Source organism: Microbacterium sp. MRS-1, assembly GCF_000585455.1.
Lineage (GTDB): Bacteria > Actinomycetota > Actinomycetes > Actinomycetales > Microbacteriaceae > Microbacterium > Microbacterium laevaniformans.
The window spans coordinates 1-22,880 of the sequence record NZ_JAUF01000017.1 but is presented as its reverse complement, the minus strand read 5'-3'; the positions used below and the strand labels follow the sequence as shown (position 1 = coordinate 22,880).

Genomic DNA, 22,880 nt, shown 5'->3' with positions numbered 1-22,880 from the left:
GGGTCCTTTCGCAGGGGGCGGGTCACAGTCCGGAGTAGGAGTGCAGCCCGGTGAAGAAGACGTTGACGACGCCGAAGTTGAACAGCACGGCGGCGAAGCCGACGATGCACAGCCAGGCGGCGCGGGTGCCGGCCCAGCCGCGGGTGGCGGTGGCGTGCAGGTATCCGGCGTAGAGCACCCAGATGATGAACGTCCACACCTCTTTCACGTCCCACCCCCAGAACCTGCCCCAGGCGCGGCCGGCCCAGATCGCCCCGGCGATCAGGGTGAAGGTCCACAGGATGAACCCGACGATCGTCAGCCGGTATGCGAGTCGGTCCAGATCCTCCGGCCCGGGCAGACTGTCCCGCAGCCGGGTGAGCCGGGAGGGGAGGCCGCGGCGGCGGGTGGTGAGCAGGTAGGTGAGGGAGACGAGGAACGCGAGCCCGAAGAACGCGGTCGCCAGCAGCGCGACCAGCACGTGGATGACCAGCCACCCGGACTGCAGGGCGGGCATCAGGGGGACGACGGGGACGTAGAAGCTGACCGTCGCGACGCCGAGCAGCAGCACGGTCAGCCCGAGCACGGCGCTGCCCAGGTACGCCAACCGCACCCGCAGCGACACGGCCAGGAAGGTGGCGATGATCAGGGCGGTGCCGGTGAGGGAGAACTCGAACATGTTCGCCCACGGCACCCGGTCCGCGGCGACCCCGCGCAGCACCACCCCGGCAAGATGGAACACCCAGCCCAGCACGGTCAACACGAACCCGACCCGCGCCGCCTTCCCCGCCCCCCGTCCGCCCCCCGGGGCAGCGGCGGCACCGGGTGCGGTGTCGGGGGCGGGGGCGGTGGGTGTGCCTGCCAGGTCCGGGTCGGTGGTGCTGGTGGCGCCGGCGGTGACTGGCACCCGGACGGTGACCGGGACGGCAGGGGTGCTGGCGCGGCGGGCGAGGTGAAGGGTGTAGGCGACGAATGCGGCGGCGTAGATCGCGATCGCCGAGTACACCAGCAGCAGGGACAGGGCGTCAAGGAACGGGGTCATCAGAGCCTCCTCGAAGGGGTGCGGGGGAAGGGGAGAGGCGGGTGGCGAGGGTGTCGACGGTGGGTTGCAGGCGGGGGTCGTCGCCGCGGGCGAGCCCGGCGACCTCAAGCACCGTGCCGCCGTCCCGGCCGGTGGTTGCGCGGACCCAAAGGCGGCGGCGGGGCACGAACAGGGACAGGGCCAACCCGGCCATCGCGACGACCGCGGCGATCAGAGTGGGGGTTTGGGTGGGGTCGGCGGCGATCTCCAGCGACGCGAACCGGGGGATCGGGCCGAGCTCGATCGTGCCCAGCTCGTCCGGCAGCGGAACCGGGGTGCCGGGGACCAACTGCAGGGCGGGGGTGGGGGTGCCCCGCCCGGCGATCTGGGTGAGGGTGCTGGTGTCCAGTGCGTACACCGACACCGGGACCCCGGTGTTCAGGCCCAGGTCGCCGACGTACACGTTGAAGGTGACGACCGGGTCCAGCAGGTCCGGGTAGCTGGACGCGAACGCCCCAGAGGCGGTGGTCGCGCGGGTGGGGTACAGCATCCCGACCAGGCCGACCTGCTCGGCCAGCCCGTCGGGAACCTTCACGATGCCCAAGCTGGTCAAATTCGCGTCCTGCGGCAGGAACGGGACCGTGTCACGGAACACGATCTTCCCGGCCGGGTTTCGGACGGTGAGGGTGGGGGCGTACCCGTTGCCGAGCAGATAGATGTCGGTGCCGGCCACCGGCAGCGGCTCGTTGACCCGGATGCTGGAGGCCTGCCGGGTGCCGCCAGTGGTGGTCGTGACCTGCGCGTCGAACGTCTTCGGCATGCCGAGCGCGTTGACGTTGTCCAGGACGTAGTCGACGCGGAACCGGTCCAGGGTGAGGGAGAACGTCGGGATCTGCGTGTCAGTGATGAACCGGCCGGCGGTGAACGAGTCGTACGCGATCCGGGTGGACGCGAACGTCTGCCCCTCCACCAGCACCCGCTGCCCGGTGAACCGGAACCCGCCGCCGACGCCGACCACGACCAGCACCGCCAGCAGCGCCACGTGGAACAGCAGGTTCCCGGTCTCCCGCAGGTAGCCGCGCTCGGCTGCGACCGAGTCCCGTCCGTCGTCGCCGCGGACCCGGCGGGTGCGGTACCGCTGCCGGCGCAGCGCCTTCTCGGCCGCGTCCAAGACCGCACCGGGGGGCGTGTCGGGGAGGACGCGGCGGGTGTGGGCGGGCAGGCGGGACAGGTTGCGGGGGGTGGCCGGGGGCGGGGCGAGCAGCGCGGTCAGGTGGTGGCGGATGCGGGGGATGACGCAGCCGATCAGCGACGCGAACAACAGCAGGTAGATCGCGGAGAACCACACCGACCCGAACACGTCGTGCAGCTGCAGCAGGTCCACCGCCCACATCCAGCCCGGGTTGGTCTTGTCGAACTGGATCACCCCGTTCGGGTCGGAGGAGCGTTGCGGGATCAACGACCCGGGGATCGCGGCCACCGCGAGCAGCAGCAACAACACCAGGGCGGTGCGCATGCTGGTCAGCTGCCGCCACGCCCAGCGCGCCCACCCCGAAACGCTCAGGCGCGGATTCGTGGGCTCCTCCACCGGCCGGTCGACGTGATCGGCGGGCAGCTGCGGGGCCTGCTCACTGCGGATCGACACGCGCATCCCCCCTCCCCCGGACGGGTGCGCGGCGGCGGGCGCGCCAGGAGGCGTGGGCGAGCAGCCCGACCCCCAGTACGGCGGCCACCAGGGCGGTGAGCACGTTCGCTTTCAGCCCGCCGGCGAGCAGCTCGGTGGGATCCAGCCGGATGGACTCCAGCACCGCCCGCCCCGCCCCGTACCACAGCAGGTACACGCCCAGACTCCGCCCGGCGCCCAGCGTGATCCGGCCGTGCCGGCGGCGGTGCTGCTCGAGCAGCACGATCACGGCGGCACCGGCCAGGTTCCACAGCAGCTCGTACAGGAACAGCGGATGAAACAGGGTCCCCGCCGGGGTCCCCGGCGGGATCGCGGGGGCTGAGGGGTCGATCTGCAGCCCCCACGGTAAGGTGGTGGGCGGGCCGAACAGCTCCTGGTTGAAGTAGTTCCCCAGCCGTCCCACCGCCTGGGCGACCAGCATCCCCGGCGCGAGCGCGTCCAGGAACAGCAGCACCGGGATCCCGGCGCGACGGGTGCCGATCACAATCCCGACCAGCCCGCCCAGGATCGCACCGAAGATTGCGATCCCGCCTTCCCAGATGTAGAGCACCCGCCACAGGTCCGCGCCAGGGAAGAAGTAGTCGCCGGGATGGGTGAGCACATGGTAGATCCGGGCGCCGAGGATCCCGAACGGCACCGCCCACATCGCCACATCCACCACGACCCCGGCCGGGTGCCCGACCGCCCGCAGCCGACGGCCGGTGATCAGCACCGCCAGCACGATCCCGGCCAGGATCGCCAGCGCGTAGAACCGGATCTGGAACGGACCGACCTGAACGAAGCTGATCCCCGGGCTCGGGATCAGCGCCGGAGCCACAATGAGGAGTGCGTCCATCAGGGCCTCACCCTCGCCGGAAGCCACGCCAGCGGGTCCACCGCTTCGCCTCCGGTGCGGATCTCGAAGTGCAGGTGTGCGCCGAAGCTGCGTCCACTGTCCCCGACCCGGCCGACCATCTGCCCCACCCGCACGGTCTGTCCCGGGGTCAGGGCGAGGGACCCTTCCCGCATGTGCGCGTACGCGCTTTCCACGACCTGCCCGTCGATCTCGTGCCGGATCACCACGTACACCCCGTACGCGCCGCCCTGCTCCGTCGCGGTGGTGACCACCCCGTCGGCGATCGCCTGGATCGGGGTGCCGATCCCGGGGGTCATGTCCAGTCCGGCATGGAAATTTGAGCAGGACGGGCATGGCGGGGTGCGGTACCCGAACGTGCTGCTGATCGGCACTCCCACGGTGAACGGCCACTGCACCGCCGATGCCGGGTCGTTGGTGAATGTGTCCGCGGTGTGCGCGTACGACTCGGTCCCGGCAGGGGCGGTCACCGCCACCGTGTATTCCCCTCGAGCGGTCACCGTCCCGGTGACGGTGTCGGGGGTGGTGAACGACTGGGCGCGCACCGGGGTGCGGGTCGCCTCGACGGCGAATGCCGGCTCCGGCGTCAACGGGATCAGCAACGGCAGTCCGGCGATCGACGCGACCGGGAGCATCACCGCGCCGACGAGCATCCGACGGTGGGTGAGCGTGCTGCGAGGCGTGTGTCGAGGTGTCCGGGCGGCACGGGTGGGCCGACGGCGTCGATCGCGTCGCGTCTGGACGGGTGGGGAAGACAGGGCGGCTCTCGCCGCACGGCGCGTTCCGGTACCGGGAGTCGGGGTGGAGGGGGCGGGTTCGGGCATACAAGTCTTTCCTGGATGAGGGGGACGATGAAGGTGCGCACGGTCGCCACCGCCGTCACACGGTCCAACCGGGAATCGCGGCCGGGAGTGTGCCGCTTCCGCGGCGAGAATCCTGGCTCGGGTCACACGCGGTGCTGCCGCAGGCGCGGCGCGCTTACCTACGGGGCGCACATCGTGGCCGTCGGGCGACATCACACGGTCACGCCAGCGGTGGCTCAGAGGGCGGGCGCGTGCGGCGTGTTGATCAGGTGCGGCTGATCGACAAAACGATCAGGGAGGGCCGCAGAAGAGGCGACCCGGACGTGAACGAGCTCGACCTGCCGGGGAGGGATCGCAGCCACGCCAGCAGCGACATCCACCCGTCCCGGGCCGGGAGCACCAGGATGAGCAGGGTCAGCAACGCGAGCAGACACGTCACGGCAGCGAAAGCATGAGACGTCCCGCAGACCGTCTCATCGCACGAGGGCGTCACCACCCCGCTGACCAGGACATCAGCGGCGGCATCGGGGGCCGCAACGACTGCGGAGGCGGACACGACAGTGCCCGCCTGGTCCTCTTCCAGACTCAGCGAATGCATCGCAAGCAGCCCCGCGATGATCGCGGTCACCGCGGCCAGGTAGAACCACAGGGCACGCCGGGACCCGAGTGCCCGCCGTCGCGCCACCACCTGGTTCACCGTCGACGCCCCTTCCTCGATCACGCCCAGCATACCCCGGGCGGGTAGCCATCCCCGAAGCGATACCCATCCTGGATACCCCGGATGGGTATATGCTGAGTGGTAGGGGGCACGCGCTCCCGTGCGTGGTGTTCTGACCGTGTCGCGGAGGCAAGGCACCGCTACCCTGGACGGGAAGGAGGTCGGTCGTGAACGTGATTCGCTCGCACGCGCGTCTGACCCCCGGGGTGCGACGGCTCCTGCTGGCCGCTCCGATCGCCCTGGCGATCATCACCGGGCTGCTGTCCATGCACGTCCTGACCGGTTCCCACCAGCCCGCCCTGGCATCAGAGACCAGCGCGATGAGCACGCACAGCCAGGTCGGCTCCGCACCAGCCGCCGCCGACGATACGCCGATGACCGCAGCTGCGGCGGAGGGCGCTGGAGGGCATTGCCAGGACGGGTGCGGCAGCCCTGCGGGGATGCCGGATCACTCGATGCTGATGATGGTGTGCGTGCTGGCGCTGCTGGCCGCGGTGATCGTCCTGCTCGCCCCGACGTCCCGTGCCCTTCTCACATACGCCGTAGCCCGCTCGCGCTCCCATACCCGGACTCTGCTGGTCGGATTGCCGCATCCCCGCCCGCCTTCACTGCTTGTCCTGTCCATCAGTCGCACCTGATTCCGCCTGAACCCCGGCGACCCTTGCCGGGGATGCTGCACCCTGCCCTCCCGGGCACTGAATCAGACCCTCACCGACTGAATAGACAAGGACACCCCTGATGCGTTTTCGTACTCTCACGCTGACCGCCGGCGCCCTGGCCACCGTGCTCGTGCTCGCCGGCTGCGCCCCCACCGACGGCACCATGCCCGGCATGGACCACGGACCCGGGGGGATGACCAGCACCGCCCCCTCCCAGTCCGCCGCCGCGTTCAACGCCGCGGACGAGATGTTCGTGACCATGATGATCCCGCACCACCAGCAGGCCATCGAGATGGCCGACCAGATCCTCGCGAAAGACGGCATCGACGAGCGATTCGTCTCCCTCGCCGAGCAGATCAAGGCCGCACAGGACCCGGAGATCCAGACCATGAAGGGCTGGCTGGAGGAGTGGGGCGTCCCGTACGACGACTCCATGTCCGGGATGGACGGCATGGACATGGGCGGCGGGATGATGTCGGAGGACGACATGGCCGCTCTGGATGCCGCGACCGGGGTCGAGGCGACCCGCCTGTTCCTGAACGGCATGATCGCTCACCACCAGGGCGCCGTGACGATGGCGCAGTCGGTGCTCACCGACGGACAGAACCCGGACGTGGCCGCCCTCGCGCAGCAGATCATCGACGGGCAGACCGCCGAGATCACCACGATGCAGGACATCCTCGCCAGCCTCTGACCCGGTACCCCTCGGACGGGACCCGCGCTCCCGATGCCGGTCCCGTCCGAGGCCCCACCCTCGACCCCTGTGCGGTCACCGGTATCCGGCGTACCCGCACGGAAAGGCCCTCCGTTCATGATCTCTCCCACCACCCGCAGACTGGCGATCACGGCCACCGTCACCGTCGCGCTGCTGCTCACGGGCTGCAGCACCACCCCTGCGGAGCCCGATGCCCCCGCGAGCACCGCGGCCGGGTTCGGGCATGTGCACGGCATCGTCGACGCCGGTGGCAGCACCGTGCTGCTGGGCACCCACACCGGCCTGTACACGCTGGGCGAGGACGGCACCGTCACCGGCCCGGTCGGTGGCATCGACCTGGACGCGATGGGACTGACCGCTACCGGTGACACCCTCTACGCGTCCGGGCACCCCGGCCCGTCCACCCCGGCGGAGCTCGGCGCCCCCAACCTCGGCATCATCCGCAGCCTCGACGCCGGCGCCTCGTGGGAACCGGTCGCGTTCACCGGGGAAGAGGACTTCCACGTCCTCACCGTCACCGGCGACGGCACCCTGTACGGGATCGAATCCTCACGCCCGCTGCTGCGCACCAGCAGCGACGGCGGGCAGAGTTGGGCGGACGGTGCCGAGCTGCCCGCCGTCGACCTGGCCGCCGCGACCGACGGCACCCTGTACGCCGCCACCCAGGACGGGCTGCAGCACAGCACCGACGGTGGCGCCACCTTCACCCCGGCGCCGGACGCGCCAGTGCTGTACCTGGTGGAGACCGACCCAACCGGTGGGGTGGTCGGAGTGGACACCGACGGGACGTTGCGACGCCTAGTCGGCACCGGCTGGGAGAACGTCGGCACCACCACGGGAACCGTCCAAGCCCTCGGGGTCACCGGGGACGGTGCGATCGTCCTGGTCGATGACCGCGGCGTGGTCTGGATCCGCGACACCACCGCCACCGTTCTCATCCCGGCGGCAACACCATGACCACCGTCATTCGCACCTGGCGCGACCCGAGCGGCCGCGGATCGGAAGGAGACCGACCATGACCCCCACACCGGCACCCCCCGCGTGGGCGCACCGCACCACTGATGCCACCGCCGAGCAGTTGGCGGCGGTGGATGCGTGGTGGCGGGCGGCGAACTATCTGAGCATCGGGCAGATCTACCTGCAGGGTAACCCGCTGCTGCGCCACCGCCTCAGCCGGGACGACATCAAGCCGCGGCTGCTGGGGCATTGGGGCACCACCCCGGGCCTGAACTTCCTCTACGCCCACCTGAACCGCGCCATCCGCGACCGCGACCTGAACACCCTGTACGTGACCGGGCCCGGGCACGGCGGACCCGGCATGGTCGCCAACGCCTACCTCGACGGCACCTACACCGAACGCTACCCGGGCATCGACCGCACCGAAGAGGGGCTGCGGGCGCTGTTCCGGCAGTTCTCCTTCCCGGGCGGGATCCCCTCGCACGCGTCCCCGGAAACGCCCGGGTCGATCAACGAGGGCGGGGAGCTGGGCTACTCCCTCGTGCACGCCTACGGGGCCGCGTTCGACAACCCCGACCTGCTGGTCGCCTGCGTGATCGGTGACGGGGAGGCGGAGACCGGGCCGCTGGCGACCGCGTGGCACGGCAACAAGTTCCTCAACCCCGCCCATGACGGGGTGGTGCTGCCGATCCTGCATCTGAACGGGTACAAGATCGCCAACCCGACCGTGCTGTCGCGCATCCCCGAGGAGGAGCTTGTCGCGCTGCTGCGCGGCTACGGTCATCACCCCCACGTCGTCACTGTCGGCTTCGATGGGGAAACCCCGCGTGAGTCCCACGCGACGTTCGCGGCGGTGCTGGATGCGGTGCTGGATGAGATCGCGGACATCAAGGCCGCCGCGGCGGCCGGGACGTTGGGGGGGCGGCCGGCGTGGCCGGCGATCGTGCTGCGCAGCCCGAAGGGGTGGACCTGCCCGAAGATCATCGACGGTCTGCCGGTGGAGGGCACCTGGCGGGCACACCAGGTGCCGCTCGCCGAGGTCCGCGACAATCCCGAGCACCTGCGGATCCTCGAGGACTGGCTGGCGTCCTACCGCCCGCACGAGCTGTTCGACGTGACCGGCGCCCCCCGCCCGGCCACGGTCGCGATCGCCCCGGACGGGGATCGGCGGATGAGCGCGAACCCGGCCGGCAACGGCGGACAACTCACCGTCCCGCTGCGGCTCCCGGACTTCCACAAGCACGCGCAGCCGGTCGACCCGGCCGAGCGGGGTGCGGGAACCGGGGAAGCGACCCGCGTGCTGGGCGAGTGGCTGGCGGGGGTGATCCGGGACAACCCGGACAACTTCCGCATCTTCGGCCCGGACGAGACCGCCTCCAACCGGCTCGCCCCACCCGTCTACCAGGCCACCGGCAAGCAGTGGAACGCGGCCGTGGAGCCCGTCGACGAGCACCTGGCCCCGACTGGGCGGGTGATGGAGGTGCTCAGCGAGCACCAGTGCCAGGGCTGGCTCGAGGGCTACGTCCTTACCGGCCGGCATGGGCTGTTCAACTGCTACGAGGCGTTCACCCACATCGTCGACTCGATGTTCAACCAGCACGCCAAATGGCTCGAAGCGGCCCGGGAGGTGTCGTGGCGGGACCCGATCCCGAGCTTCAACTACCTGCTCTCCAGCCACGTCTGGCGGCAGGACCACAACGGGTTCTCCCACCAGGACCCCGGGTTCATCGACCTCGCCCTGAACAAGAGCCCCGACATCGTCCGCGTCTACCTGCCGTTCGACGCGAACACGCTGCTGTCCACCTACGACCACTGCCTGCGCTCGGCCGGGTACATCAACGTCGTCGTCGCCGGGAAGCAGCCCGCCCCGCAGTGGCTGACGATGGACGAGGCGATCGAGCACTGCACCCGCGGGCTCGGGATCCTGCCGTGGGCGGGCACCGAAACCGAAGGCACCGAGCCGGATGTGGTGCTCGCCGCCGCCGGCGACGTCCCCACCCTCGAGACCCTCGCCGCGGCGGCGCTGCTGCGCGAGCACATCCCCGACCTGAGAGTGCGGGTGGTGAACGTGGTCGACCTGACCCGGCTGCAATCCGAGGACCAGCACCCGCACGGTCTCCCGGACCGGGAGTTCGATGCGATCTTCACTCCCGACAAGCCGGTGATCTTCGCCTACCACGGCTACCCGTGGCTGATCCACCGACTCACCTACAAGCGCGCCGGGCACCAGAACCTGCACGTGCACGGCTTCCAGGAGCGCGGCACCACCACGACCCCGTTCGACATGGTCATGCTCAACGACCTCGACCGGTACCGGCTCGCGATCGACGTCCTCGACCACGTCCCGGGCCTCGCCGCCCGCCACGCCGGCCTGCGGCAGGAGCTGCAGGACGCCCGCCTGCACGCCCGCGCCCACACCCGCGAGCACGGCACCGACATCCCCGCCGTCGCCGACTGGCACTGGCCCCACCCCGACACCACCGACCCCACCATCGGGAAGGAACCGAAATGAGTGACACCAGAACCGTGACCCTGCAGGTCAGCGGCATGATCCGCGCGACCTCCAAGAACGTCACCGAAGCCCACCTGAGCCGCCAACCCGGGGTGATCGCCGTGGACGCGAACCCCGTCTCGCAGACGGCGACTGTGACTTTCGACCCCGAGGCGACCTCGGTCGCGCACCTGCAGCAGTGGGTCATCGACTGCGGGTATCACTGCGCCGGCCAGTCCGTCCCCGACCATATCTGCGACCCCGCGCACGACCCGCACGACGAGGGTGCGCACGACCACAGCGCCCACCACGGCCCCGCAGCTGAGGGCGCACAAGAACCGCACGCGAGTCACGACGCGCACGAGGGCCACACGGATGCCACGGGTCACGCCAGCCACGCGGGCCATAAGGGTCCTGCGGGCTATCACGACGACCCCGTCCACGATCACGCCGCTGGCCACGACCACACGCACGCCCCGTCGGCGACGGCGGATGACGGTGAGCATGCCGGTCACCACGTCGAGCACGCCGGTCACACCGCGGCCGCGGGTGGGCACGATCATGGTGCAGCGTCGGGTCACAGTGCGCAGGAGATGATGGGCCACGGTGGGCATCACGGCGGGATGTCGATGGACGCGATGATCCGCGACATGCGCAACCGGTTCCTGGTCGCGCTGATCCTGTCGATCCCGATCACCCTGTGGTCTCCGATCGGGCGGGAGGTGATCGGATTCGAGGTGCCGGCACCGTTCGGGCTGCGCGATGACGTGTTCATGCTGATCCTGTCGCTGCCGGTGATCTTCTACTCGGCGTGGATCTTCTTCGACGGCGCCTACCGGGCGCTGCGCGCGAAGACCCTCGACATGATGGTGCTCGTCGCGGTCGGTGTCGGCGCCGGCTGGCTGTACTCCCTCGCGGTCACCCTCACCGGCGGCGGTGAAGTGTTCTACGAAGCCGCCACGGTGCTTGCCACCTTCGTGCTGCTGGGGCATTGGGTGGAGATGCGCGCCCGCGGCGGCGCGAACGACGCCATCCGCACCCTCCTGGAGCTCGCACCCTCGCAGGCGGTCGTGATCCGTGACGGGCAGGAGGTCGAGATCCCCACCAGCGAGGTCGTCCCGGGGGATCTGATGCTGGTGCGGCCGGGGGCCAAGATCCCCACCGACGGTGTCGTGGAATCCGGAGAGTCCGAGGTGGACGAGTCGATGGTCACCGGCGAGTCCATGCCGGTGGACAAAGCGCCCGGGTCGGAGGTGATCGGAGCGACCGTGAACACCGTCGGCACCCTCCGCGTCACAGCCACCAAAGTCGGCTCGGACACGGCGTTGGCGCAGATCGTGAAGCTCGTGCAAGAGGCGCAGAACTCCAAAGCCCCCGGGCAGCGCCTCGCCGACCGGGCAGCGTTCTGGCTCGTCCTGGTCGCCCTGATCGGCGGCTCCCTCACCTTCCTGGTGTGGCTGCTCGCCGGCGCTGCAATCCCGATGGCGATCCTGTTCGCTATCACCGTCGTCGTCATCACCTGCCCCGACGCGCTCGGCCTCGCCACCCCGACGGCGATCATGGTCGGCACCGGGCTCGGCGCGAAACGGGGCGTGTTGTTCAAGAACGCCTCCGGGATCGAAACCGCCGCCCACATCGACACGGTCGTGTTCGACAAGACCGGCACCCTCACCAAGGGGGAGCCGGAGGTCACCGACTACATCCCCGTCGGCGACGACGACCTCGAGACTCTCTCCCTCGCGGTCGCGTTGGAGCGGGAATCCGAGCATCCTCTGGCGAAAGCGATCGTGAATTACGCCGACGCCCGCGACATCCCCCGTCGCACCGCGACCGCGTTCCGAAACGTCACCGGGCAGGGCGCGATCGCCACCGTCGACGGTCGACAGGTCGTCCTCGGCAACCCGCGCCTTCTCACCGGGGAGGGGATCGACATCAGCGGGGTGCAGGCCGCTCAGCAGGACCTGGCTGGGTCCGGCCGCACCGCGATCCTGTTCGCCGTGGACGGGCAAGTCGCCGGGATCATCGGTCTCGCCGACGCACCCCGGGACACCGCAAAGACCGCGATCGACGCTCTCCACGAGCAGGGCGTCGAGGTCGCAATGCTCACCGGGGACAACAAGCCCACCGCCGACCGGATCGCCGCTCTCCTCGGCATCGACACCGTGATCGCGGATGTGCTCCCCGAGGACAAGTCCGCGAAGGTCGCCGAGCTGCAGAAGACGGGCAAGAAGGTCGCGATGGTCGGCGACGGCGTCAACGACGCCCCCGCCCTCGCCCAGGCCGACCTCGGCATCGCGATCGGCGCCGGCACCGACGTCGCCATCGAGACCGCCGACGTGGTCCTGATGCGCTCGGACCCGCTCGATGTTGCGATCGCACTCAAGATCGGCAAGGGCACACTGCGAAAGATGCGGCAGAACCTGGGCTGGGCCATCGGATACAACGCCGCCGCCCTCCCCATCGCCGCTGGCGTGTTCTACCCGGCGTTCGGGATCATGCTGTCCCCGGAGATCGCCGCCCTGTCGATGTCCGGTTCCTCCGTGATCGTCGCCGTCAACGCCCTCCTCCTCAAGCGGCTCCGCCTGCCCGCCCAGGCGCCCGCTGCGACGACCATGCAGAAGGAGCCCGAACATGCCTGACCGTCCGCTCTCTCCCACACCGTCCTCCCCGATGCTGCTGACCCGACGAGGTGTGCTCGGACTCGGACTGGGCGCCGTCGCGGCAGCCGTGCTCGCCTCCTGCACCCCCGCGCCGCAATGGGTGACACCCACCGGCGCAGCGGTGTCCGGCACGGAGAAGAACCGCGGCGGCACCGGCCGAGTCACCACCGTCGACCTCACCGCCGCCCCCACCACGCTCGACCTGGCCGGTACCTCCGCCGCCACCTGGGCGTTCGGAGGTATCCCCGCCCCGGTAATCCGGCTCACCGCAGGCGACACGCTGAAAGCGACCGTCCGCAACCAGCTCGACGCGGACACCTCCGTGCACTGGCACGGACTCGCCCTCCGCAACGACATGGATGGGGTCCCTCCGGTAACCCAAGCCCCCATCGCCCCGGGCGGACAGTTCGCATACGAGTTCGTCACCCCGCATCCGGGCACCTACTGGTTCCACCCCCACGTCGGCCCGCAACTGGACCACGGCCTCTACGGTGCGCTCATCATCGACGACCCGGACGAGAAGGTGACGTGGGACGACGAATGGGTGCTGATCCTCGACGACTGGCTCGACGGCGTCACCGCCACCCCGGACCAGGTCCTCACCGACCTCTCGAAGGGCATGGGCGGGATGGGCGGGATGGGCGACATGTTCATGCGGATGGGGAACCTGCTGATGGGCGCCACCTCCGACCTGCTCGGCGGCGACGCCGGCGACGTCTACTACCCGCACTACCTCATCAACGGCAAACCCAAAGCCGACCCCGCCCAATTCACCGGCACTCCTGGTGCCCGGGTGCGGATCCGTGTCATCAACGCCGGCAGCGACACCGCGTTCCGGTTCGCGATCGGCGGCCACACCCTGACGATCACCCACACCGACGGGTTCCCGGTGGATCCGGTCGAGGTCGACAGTGTCCTGATCGGGATGGGCGAACGCTACGACCTGCAGGTCACGCTGGGCGACGGGGTGTTCCCTGTCGTCGCCGACGCGGAAGGCAAGCAGGATCGCGCGTTCGCGCTCGTTCGCACCGCCGCTGGCACGGCGCCGGCCAGCGACGTCGCCGTCGCCGAGCTCGGCACCGGCAGGGTTGGCACCGCTGCCGGGCTGAGCGCGACCGCCTCCGTCACCCTGCACCAGGCATCCCCCGACCGGGTCGTGCACCTCGCGCTGACCGGGGGGATGGAGGCGTACGACTGGGGGATCAATGGGCGCCGGTTCGACATGAACGACCCGTTGCGGGACGCGCACGCGGTCAGTATGGGGGAGCGGGTGCAGTTGCGGATCCGCAATGACACCAAGATGTGGCATCCGTTCCACCTGCACGGCCACACCTACCAGCACGCGAACGGCGGCCCCCGGAAGGACACCTCCATCATCCTCCCGGGCCAGACCCTGACAGTCGACTTCGACGCCGACAACCCCGGCCAGTGGGTCGCGCACTGCCACAACATCTACCCACGCCGAGACCGGCATGACCACGGTGCTCGGATACCAGTCATGAACCGCGCGTTCATCCCCAGCACGGGAGGATGATCGCGCGGGCGATCGGACGGCGGCGGCGGACGTCAAGTCTAAGTGGACTTCCTACTCTTATGTAGGGATCTGCCATTTCGCGCGGAATCCTGCTGACGAAACTGCTGCCAATTAGCGTGGAATCCCCGAGTTCTCCGCCACCTTGACCGGGAACCTACAGTAGTAATCGACGGCTTTCGCGGCGGGCGCACCTTCCTCCCGTACCTGCGACAAGGCCATCCCCGGTGACCAAGCCGCAGTGCTTCTCGCGAGATGGGCCAGGATGGGAGTGTTGGTGGCGTCGCTGCCACCTGTTCGCTCGTTCTACAGCAGGAGTGCCCATCCGTGGTGAATCACGTCGCCTTCATCTGGAACATCGCCGAGTCCCTTCGCGGCCCGTTCAAGCCCTCCGAGTACGGATCGGTGGTCCTGCCGTTCACGGTGCTCCGCCGCCTCGACGCCGTGCTGGCGGACACGAAGCCCGCCGTGCTCGAAGCGGCGAAGGGAATCGAGTCGCTCCCCGAGATGCTGCAGACGATCAAGCTCACCGAGGCGTCGGGGCACCAGTTCTACAACACCTCCCCGTTCGACTTCGGCAAGCTCGTCGCCGACCCTGCCGACCTTCGCGAGAACCTGTCGTCCTACCTGGCCGGGTTCTCCTCGAACGTGCGGGACATCTTCGAGCGGTTCGAGTTCGACAAGACGCTGAACAAGCTTGCGGAGAAGAACAAGCTGTTCGCGGTGACAGAGAAGTTCGCGCAGGCCGACTTCCACCCCCGCACCGTCTCCAACATCCAGATGGGTCTGGTGTTCGAGGAGCTGATCCGGTTCGCGAACGAGAAGTCGAACGAGACCGCCGGCGACCATTACACCCCGCGCGAGGTCATCAAGCTCATGGTCGAGCTGCTGTTCGCGCTCGATGACGACGCCCTGTCGAAGGCCGGCGTGGTGCGCTCCATCTACGACCCGACCGCCGGCACCGGCGGCATGCTCTCGGTCGCCGACGAGTACCTGCACACCCTGAACCCGAGTATCCAGCTCAGCCTGTACGGCCAGGACTACAACGACGCCTCGTACGCGATCTGCAAGGCCGACATGGTCATCAAGGGCCAGGACGTCGACAACATCGCCCTCGGCGATACCCTCACCGAAGACGCCTTCGACGACAAGAAGTTCGACTACGGCCTGTCCAACCCACCGTTCGGGGTCGACTGGAAAGACCAGCGCACCTACGTCGACGACGAACACACCAAGCTCGGCTTCAACGGCCGCTTCGGCCCCGGCACGCCCGCGGTCAGCGACGGCGCCATGCTGTTCCTCCTGCACCTGGTGTCAAAGATGCGCAAACCCGAAGACGGCGGCTCACGCATGGCGATCGTGCTCAACGGGTCGCCTCTGTTCTCGGGGGGCGCCGGCGGCGGGGAGTCGAACATCCGCAAGTGGCTGCTCGATAACGACCTCGTTGAAGCGATCATCGGGCTGCCGAAGGACATGTTCTACAACACCGGCATCTCCACCTACATCTGGGTCCTCACCAACCGCAAGGACGAGAATCGCAGGGGCCGGGTGCAGCTCATCGACGGCCGTGAGATGTTCACCAAACTTCGCAAAGCGCTCAAGTCCAAGCGCAACGAACTCTCCGCAAAGGACATCGAGACCATCGTCGGCCTGTACGCCGGATTTGAGGGCGGTGAGCACTCGAAGATCTTCCGCAACGAGGACTTCCTGTATCGCACGATCACGGTGGAGCGTCCGCTCAAGCTGAACTGGCATGCCGCCCCCGAACGCATCGACGCTGTGCTCGAAACCAAGGCCCTTCAGAAGCTGAACGAAACGGATGCTGTAGCCCTCCGCGCCGCCCTTGACCGGCTCGGCACCGACACCATCTGGAAGAACCGTGCCGAGTTCCAGGAGGCGCTGAAAGATGCTGCGAAAGCCGAAGGCCTCACCCTCGCCGTGCCGCTACTCAAGGCCGTGACGACCGAACTTGGTGAACAGGACGACACCGCCGACACCTGCACCGATGCCAAGGGCAACCCGGAGCCGGATGCGTCGCTCCGCGACACCGAGAACGTGCCGTGGGACGAGGATGTCGACGCCTACGTCGCCCGCGAAGTCCTCCCGTACGCGCCCGACGCGTGGGTCGATCACTCCAAGACCAAGGAGGGCGCGGAGATCCCCTTTACCCGCCACTTCTACCAATACGTTCCGCCCCGTCCGCTCGAAGAGATCGACCGCGACCTCGAAGCGGTGATGGACCAGCTCCGCTCGATGCTTGTCGAGGTCGAACAGTGATGCAGGGGCCTTGGTCGGATGGCGTCCCCACTGGGTGGCAGATCCGTCCGCTGTGGAGCGAATTTCGGCGGGGAAAGACGCTGGGCGATGGATCGGAAGAGCTTCTTTCGGTCTACCGCGACTACGGAGTCATCCCGAAATCCAGTCGCGAAGACAACTTCAACAAGCCCTCGGAAGACCTGTCGAAGTACCAGCGGGTTTCGGTGGGAGACCTCGTCGTCAACAAGATGAAGGCCTGGCAGGGGTCTCTGGGGATCTCAAACCACGACGGCATCGTCAGCCCCGCATACTTCGTCTACAAGGCAACTGGGACTTTCGAGCCGCGATTCGCTCACTACCTGCTCCGCAGCAAGGAGTACGCGGACCACATGGCCGCCATCTCCTCCGGAATTCGGCCGAACCAATGGGATCTCGACCCCGCACAGTTCGCGGTTACACCCCTCCTTGTCCCCCCGCCGGCGGAGCAGCGGGCGATTGCGGACTATCTGGACCGGGAGACGACGCAGATCGACGCGTTCATCGCGAAGAACGAGGAACTCATCACCCTCCTCACCGAACGCCGCGCGTCCGTTATCGGAGCCGCCGTAACGCGGGGGCTAGACGAACGGGTCGAGCTCTCTATGGAGAGTCCCGATTGGATCGGTCCGGTACCAGCCGCTTGGAGCGTGCAGCCGATCAAGAGTGCGTATTCAGTCGTGGTGGGCAAGATGCTCAACGAATCGAAGTCTGAGGGCGACCCGGTCCCGTACGTGCGGGCCGCGAACATCCAACCCGATGGGCTCGACCTGAGCGACGTGAAGGAGATGAAAGCGACCGCCGCAGACCGTCGCGCCCTCTCGCTCCGGTCCGGGGACGTCGTATTCGTCGAAGGCGGCGGAGGGTACGGCAGATCCGACTACCTCACCCAAGATCTGCCGGGGTGGGTGTTCCAGAATCATGTGATCCGCTTGCGGTCTCGACCGGGCCATGACGGACGATTCCTGAATTACTGGCTCCAGCACGTCAGGCGACTCGGGCATTACGAAGCGCTCAGTGCATTCGCGACGATCCCGAACGTGTCCGGCGACAAACTTGGGCGGATCGAGATGCCGGCTCCGCCTCTCTGGGAGCAACGCGAGATCGTGAAACATATCGAGGAAGCATGTTCCCGGATTGATGCCGCCGTCGCGGTGGCGCAACGAAGTGTCGAACTCGCGCGCGAGCGTCGTGCCGCACTCATCTCGGCGGCGGTGACGGGCAAGATCGATGTGGGGGTGGCGGCATGAGCGGTATTGCGGGGGCGCATCTGGAGTCGGTGCTGGAGAACGAGATCGCCGAGCATCTCGCCGCGAACGGCTGGCTCTATTCGCCGACCGACGCCGGCTACGACCGTGAGCTCGCGCTGTTTCCCGAGGACGTGCTCGGCTGGCTCGAGGATTCGCAGCCGACCGAGTTCGCGAAGGTCGTCCGCCGCGAAGACACCGACGCCCAGCGAAAAGCGGCGGGCGACAGCATCCTGAATCGGCTCGCGAAGTCGCTGGATCTGGACCCGTTGAAGAACGGGGGGACGATCCGGATTCTGCATGAGGGCTTCTCGATCGTGCCGCTGCACGGTGGTGCGGTGAAGTTCCGTCTGGCGCAGTTCCGGCCGGCGACGACCAACAACCCCGAAACGCTCGACACCTACGCGAAGATGCGGGTGCGGGTGATGCGTCAGGTGCATTACTCGGCGAAGCACCCGAACAAGGCGTTGGATCTGGTGCTGTTCGTCAACGGCATCCCGGTCGCGACCATCGAGTTGAAGACGGACTTCACGCAGGCGATCGGCAACGCGGTGGACCAGTACCGGTTCGACCGGTCGCCGGCGGGTGAGCCGTTGTTCGGGTTCGCGAAGCGGTCGCTGGTGCATTTCGTCGTGTCGAACTCCGAGGTGCGGATGACGACGAAGCTCGCCGGCGCCGCCACCCGGTTCCTGCCCTTCAACAAAGGCGCGGATGAGGGTGCGGGGAATCCGCCGAACCCGGATGGTTCCGCATCCTCGTACTTCTGGGAGGAGATCCTGCAGCGCGACACGTGGTTGCAGCTGCTGGGATCATTCGTGCACCTGCAGGTCGAGGTCGACGTCGACCCCGACACGGGCAAGAAGACGAAGATAGAGAAGATTTTGTTCCCTCGGTACCACCAGTGGCGCGCCGTGACCCGGCTGGTGGAGGCGGCTCGGGTGGAGGGCGCGGGCAACCGGTACCTGGTGCAGCACTCGGCAGGGTCCGGAAAGACGAACTCCATCTCGTGGCTCGCGCACCGTCTCTCCCAGCTCCACGACGACCAGAACGCGCGGGTGTTCGACACGGTCGTGGTCGTCACCGACCGGACGGTGCTGGACAAGCAGCTGCAGGATGCAATCGGCCAGTTTGAGAAGCAGGCCGGTGTGGTGCAGTCGATCACGAAGGATGCGGGTGAGTCGAAGTCGAAGCAGCTCGCCGCGGCGCTGACCGGCGGCAAGAACATCGTCATCGTGACGATCCAGTCGTTCGAGGCGCTGATCACCGCCATCCAGACGCTGCCCGAGCTGCAGGGGCGCCGGTTCGCGGTCATCGCGGACGAGGCGCACTCGTCGCAGACCGGGTCAACCGCCGGGGCGCTCACGAAGGTGCTATCCCCAGACGAGCAGGCCGCGGTCGCGGAAGGCGCCCCGATCGATTCGGATGCATACTTGCAGTGGGCGATGTCGGTGGCGGCGAAGGCCCCGAACATCTCGTACTTCGCGTTCACTGCAACCCCGAAGCCGAAGACGCTCGAGTTGTTCGGGCGGGTGCCAGAGGGTGCGGGGCCGGATGCGACGCCGGAGCCGTTCGATCTGTATTCGATGCAGCAGGCGATCGAGGAGGGGTTCATCCTCGACGTGCTGCAGAACTACACCCCGTACAAGGTGGCGTGGAAGCTGCAGCATCCCGATTCTGACTACGACGACGCCGGCGAGGTCGACGAGTCGACCGCGGTGAAGGCGCTGGTGCAGTACGTGCGGCTGCATCCGACGAACATCAGCCAGAAGGCGAAGATCGTCGTCGACCACTTCCGCGCGTTCGTTCAGCCGCTGCTGGACGGTAAGGCGAAGGCGATGGTCGTCACCGGTTCCCGCGTCGAGGCCGTGCGGTGGAAGAAGTACCTCGACACCTACATCGCGGATGCCGGTGTGCAGGGGGTGCGGTCGCTGGTGGCGTTCTCGGGTACCGTGGACGACCCCGAGCTGCTCGGCGACGGACTCACGGAGCGGACGCAGAATCCCGGGGTGCAGTCCGATCTCGCAGAAGCCTTCAAACCCGCGACGTTCAACGTGATGATCGTGGCGGAGAAGTTCCAGACCGGCTTCGATCAGCCGCGTCTGGTGGCAATGTACGTCGACAAGAAGCTCGGCGGCGTGCAGGCGGTGCAGACGCTGTCCCGGCTGAACCGGACCTACCCGGGCAAGGACAAGACGTTCGTCCTCGATTTCGTCAATGAGCCGCAGGAGGTGCTGGACGCGTTTCTGCCGTACTACCGGAAGGCGACGCTGACGGCGACGACCGACCCGAACCTGATCTACGACCTCGTGGTGAAGCTCGACTCTGCCGGGATCTACGACATGTCGGAGGTCGAGCAGGCCTTCGACGCCGCTCTTGCCGGTGGCGTGAACGTCAACTCGAAGGTGTCGGCAGCGACTGCGCCGGCGGTGGACCGATTCCAGAAGCGGTGGGTTGCGGCGGTCTTGGATGACGACAAGACCGAGCAGGACGAGTTGCGGCTGTTCAAGGCGGATGTGGGCAACTTCGTGAAGTTCTACGACTTCATCTCCCAGGCCCGCAACCTCGAGGACACCGACCTGCCCCGCCGGCACTACTTCTTCCGCCGCATCCTCCCGCAACTGTCGACCGCGACGATTCTCGAACCTGTCGACATCTCCGACGTGACCCTTGTCGGCTACAAGATCAGCGCCGGCGAGTCGGTGAAGCTGAACCTCGAGCAGGGGCCGGGCCTCGATCCGATCACCGCGATCGGGTCGGGCGCGATCCACGAGAAGCACCGCTCCGCGCTCGAGGAGATCATCCACAAGCTCAACGAACGCCTCGGCGACAAGTACGGCGTCGGCGTCATCGACCTCCAGATGAACCACATCGTCGGGAAGCTCGCCCTGGACGTGGAGCTGGCGAACCAGGCGGCGGTGAATTCGCCACAGCAGTTTGCTGAGTCACCTGCGCTGCCCAAGGCGTTCACGAAGGCGCTGCTCGGCGTGCGTGATGAGACGCCCGCGTTCATCGATGACCTGTTCAACGACAGCGGGCTCTACGCCGAACTGGGGAAGGCGCTGCCAGCAATGCTCTACGAGTACCTTCATGGAGGGGGCCCCAGCGCTTGAATCTGAGAGACGCGAATGTCTGAGATTCGCTACCAACAGCACGGCGGCTTCGTTGCACATGGAGGCGGCCCACGTGCCGACGCGCCGGGAGACTGGATCGTGTGGCACTTTACCCCGATCGCGAACCTGAGTCAGATCGTCAGTCATGGCAAGCTCTTCTGCGACGACACAGCCCCCAAGGGGACTGGTTCGGTTGCGAACGGAGACGTGAAAGCTCTCCGACGCGACCGCATCGTCGATGCGCCGGGCTACCCGATGGGGCGGTCGGTAAGTTCGCATGTTCCTTGGTACATCGCCGCCAAGTCGCCAATGCTGTACTACGTCACTCGCAATCAACCCCGGGACGTCGTCGATGGGCTTGTCTTCCTAGGGATGCGTCTAGGTTCGCTTGTGGATAGCGGGGTCGATTGGGTCGCGAGTAACGGCAATGCTGCAGCGCAGATCACTGAGTTCTCAGCGGACATCGATAACCTAGGAACGTTCGTTGACTTCGAGCTCCTCATTGCGCGAGATTGGGCGAACACCTTCGACGATCCGCATCGCAAGTCACGTCGAGCGGCGGAGATCCTCGTCTACCACGAAGTCCCGCTCGAGCTGGTGTCCCTGGTTGTTGCTAGGAATGAGGCAACACTCGAAGCGGCGCGCAAGCTACTGAGCGAAGCGGGCCACACTCAGGTTAGGTTCCTCCACACCGACAAGCTCAGCTACTAGGACCACGAATGATCAACTCCGCGAAGGGCAACATTCTCGACGCAGACGTCGATGCTGTCGTGAACACAGTGAACACCGTGGGTGTGATGGGCAAGGGACTGGCGCTGCAGTTCAAACGCCGGTATCCGGAGAACTTTGACCTCTACAAGCGTGCCTGCGAAAGCAACGAGCTCCAAGTCGGGCGGATGTTTGTCACCGAGACACACCAGCTTTCTGGACCGCGACTGATCGTCAACTTCCCTACGAAGCAGCACTGGAAGGCGAACTCCCGAATCGAGTTCATCCGCGATGGCCTGAGCGACCTTGTCAGGGTAATTCGTTCTCGTGGGATCACATCGATCGCGATTCCACCACTCGGCGCCGGCAACGGCGGTCTGGACTGGGCGCAGGTGCGGCCGATCATCGAGGAGGCTCTCGCGCCTCTTGAGGATGTCGATGTTCGAATATTCGACCCCGTTAAGCGAAGCTTCGAAGTTGCCGCCGATCGTCCCGTCAAACTCACAAACTCACGCGCGCTCCTGCTTGCGTTGATGCTTGGCTATGCCAAACAACGGCATGCGCTGGAGCCCTGGGAGGATGTGGAAGGCGCTTCGCATCTCGAGGTGCAGAAGCTGATGTACTTCGCGTCACTCCGTATCCCAGCGCTCCGTCTACGGTACGCACGAGGAACGTATGGGCCCTACAGCGACGTGGTCAGGATCATGCTGCAGGAGATTGAGGGCACCTATAGCAAGGGGTACGGAGACGGGAACGACAAGGTCTTGGCCCTCAAGCCAATTGAGGTGACTCAAACGGGAATCGACGCACTCGGTAATTTCAGGCCGAGCGCCGAGTTGGCTCGCGATTTCGACGAAGCTGTTGCAGGCGTCTTGCAGCACATTGAGGGGTTCGAGGGACCGTATCCGCTTGAGCTGCTCGCCAGTGTCGAGTGGGCAGTGAACGACCTCCACACCGGAGCGCCTTCTGAAGTGACCCGCTACGTTCAAACCTGGACAAAGCGTAAGGGGCGAATGTTCACCGATGCCCACATTGGGACAGCGCTCGCGCGAGTGAACCCTTCCTGACCGAGGTTCGTAGTACCGGCCGACGCGCCCAGAGTTGTCCGCTCGTCTCTGCGAGTCGGGCCGTCTGAACGGGGCGAAGTTGAGTCCCGCATAGTGGTGTAGCGCATGGTGGCCCGGCTCGTCGTTCCTGACGTGGGCGCGGTCACCGTGTGATCCTTCGAGAAAGCTCTCTACTTCTCACTCGAACGGAATCATCACGATGACCGCACCTCATATTGTCGACCCTGCGAGCGTGCTCGCTGAAGCCCTGTCCGACGCGTCGCCGGATCTGATGCGTTCCTTGCTGCAAACGATGATCAACGCGTTGCTGTCCGCCGACGCGGACGCCGTCGTCGGCGCCGAATGGGGCAAGCCCAGCGCTGACCGTGTCGCGCAACGCAACGGG

At 67.3% G+C, this 22,880-nt stretch carries 17 protein-coding genes; 12 read left to right on the top strand and 5 right to left on the bottom strand.

What is annotated here, in order from left to right; all coding sequences use genetic code 11:
* Window positions 1-22: 22 nt before the first annotated feature.
* The 5 genes from ccsB to AS96_RS04375 all read right to left on the bottom strand — a co-directional run bounded on the left by ccsB (window position 23) and on the right by AS96_RS04375 (window position 5,070).
* A complete protein-coding gene (gene ccsB / locus AS96_RS04395; RefSeq protein WP_005049590.1) occupies window positions 23-1,021 on the bottom strand; it encodes a c-type cytochrome biogenesis protein CcsB in 999 nt (332 codons plus the stop codon).
* The gene (gene resB / locus AS96_RS04390) at window positions 1,005-2,651 is read right to left on the bottom strand and encodes a cytochrome c biogenesis protein ResB (RefSeq protein WP_051498746.1); all 1,647 of its coding nucleotides are present in this window, start codon (window positions 2,649-2,651) and stop codon (window positions 1,005-1,007) included. Before resB ends, ccsB begins: the two co-directional genes overlap by 17 nt.
* Entirely contained in the window at window positions 2,629-3,519 is an 891-nt protein-coding gene (gene lgt / locus AS96_RS04385; protein WP_005049593.1) for a prolipoprotein diacylglyceryl transferase, read from the bottom strand. Before lgt ends, resB begins: the two co-directional genes overlap by 23 nt.
* Window positions 3,519-4,190, bottom strand: coding sequence for a M23 family metallopeptidase (locus AS96_RS15420; RefSeq protein WP_051498745.1), 672 nt, complete (start codon window positions 4,188-4,190; stop codon window positions 3,519-3,521). Before AS96_RS15420 ends, lgt begins: the two co-directional genes overlap by 1 nt.
* A gap of 415 nt (window positions 4,191-4,605) precedes the next feature.
* Complete coding sequence (locus AS96_RS04375) at window positions 4,606-5,070, bottom strand: DUF6153 family protein (protein ID WP_005049597.1); 465 nt, start codon at window positions 5,068-5,070, stop codon at window positions 4,606-4,608.
* 155 nt (window positions 5,071-5,225) lie between these two features.
* Here AS96_RS04375 and AS96_RS04370 point away from each other — a divergent pair, with 155 nt between their 5' ends.
* The 12 genes from AS96_RS04370 to AS96_RS04315 all read left to right on the top strand — a co-directional run.
* Complete coding sequence (locus AS96_RS04370) at window positions 5,226-5,696, top strand: DUF6153 family protein (RefSeq protein WP_036286051.1); 471 nt, start codon at window positions 5,226-5,228, stop codon at window positions 5,694-5,696.
* Between the two features lie 100 nt (window positions 5,697-5,796).
* A complete protein-coding gene (locus tag AS96_RS04365; protein ID WP_036286049.1) occupies window positions 5,797-6,411 on the top strand; it encodes a DUF305 domain-containing protein in 615 nt (204 codons plus the stop codon).
* A gap of 117 nt (window positions 6,412-6,528) precedes the next feature.
* Window positions 6,529-7,389: a F510_1955 family glycosylhydrolase gene (locus AS96_RS04360; protein WP_036286047.1), complete on the top strand. Its 861-nt coding sequence runs from the start codon at window positions 6,529-6,531 to the stop codon at window positions 7,387-7,389.
* A gap of 58 nt (window positions 7,390-7,447) precedes the next feature.
* Window positions 7,448-9,901: a phosphoketolase family protein gene (locus AS96_RS04355; protein WP_036286046.1), complete on the top strand. Its 2,454-nt coding sequence runs from the start codon at window positions 7,448-7,450 to the stop codon at window positions 9,899-9,901.
* Entirely contained in the window at window positions 9,898-12,519 is a 2,622-nt protein-coding gene (locus tag AS96_RS04350; RefSeq protein WP_036286045.1) for a heavy metal translocating P-type ATPase, read from the top strand. The genes AS96_RS04355 and AS96_RS04350 overlap by 4 nt, the downstream gene beginning before the upstream one ends.
* Window positions 12,512-14,074 (top strand): multicopper oxidase family protein, encoded by a 1,563-nt coding sequence (locus tag AS96_RS04345; RefSeq protein ID WP_442921700.1) that lies wholly within the window; start codon window positions 12,512-12,514, stop codon window positions 14,072-14,074. Before AS96_RS04350 ends, AS96_RS04345 begins: the two co-directional genes overlap by 8 nt.
* 324 nt (window positions 14,075-14,398) lie before the next feature.
* Window positions 14,399-16,348, top strand: a complete 1,950-nt coding sequence (locus AS96_RS04340; RefSeq protein WP_036286044.1) for a type I restriction-modification system subunit M — start codon at window positions 14,399-14,401, stop codon at window positions 16,346-16,348.
* Window positions 16,348-17,613 (top strand): restriction endonuclease subunit S, encoded by a 1,266-nt coding sequence (locus tag AS96_RS14645; RefSeq protein WP_051498743.1) that lies wholly within the window; start codon window positions 16,348-16,350, stop codon window positions 17,611-17,613. The genes AS96_RS04340 and AS96_RS14645 overlap by 1 nt, the downstream gene beginning before the upstream one ends.
* The gene (locus tag AS96_RS04330; protein ID WP_036286043.1) at window positions 17,610-20,720 is read left to right on the top strand and encodes a type I restriction endonuclease subunit R; all 3,111 of its coding nucleotides are present in this window, start codon (window positions 17,610-17,612) and stop codon (window positions 20,718-20,720) included. The genes AS96_RS14645 and AS96_RS04330 overlap by 4 nt, the downstream gene beginning before the upstream one ends.
* Before the next feature lie 15 nt (window positions 20,721-20,735).
* Window positions 20,736-21,431 carry a DUF4433 domain-containing protein gene (locus tag AS96_RS04325; RefSeq protein WP_036286042.1) on the top strand — a complete coding sequence of 232 codons (696 nt, stop codon included), beginning with the start codon at window positions 20,736-20,738 and terminating at the stop codon, window positions 21,429-21,431.
* An 8-nt stretch (window positions 21,432-21,439) separates the two neighbouring features.
* Window positions 21,440-22,495: a type II toxin-antitoxin system antitoxin DNA ADP-ribosyl glycohydrolase DarG gene (gene darG / locus AS96_RS04320; protein WP_036286041.1), complete on the top strand. Its 1,056-nt coding sequence runs from the start codon at window positions 21,440-21,442 to the stop codon at window positions 22,493-22,495.
* A gap of 199 nt (window positions 22,496-22,694) precedes the next feature.
* The coding region (locus tag AS96_RS04315) for a transposase (protein WP_036286099.1) at window positions 22,695-22,880 on the top strand (186 nt) is incomplete at its 3' end.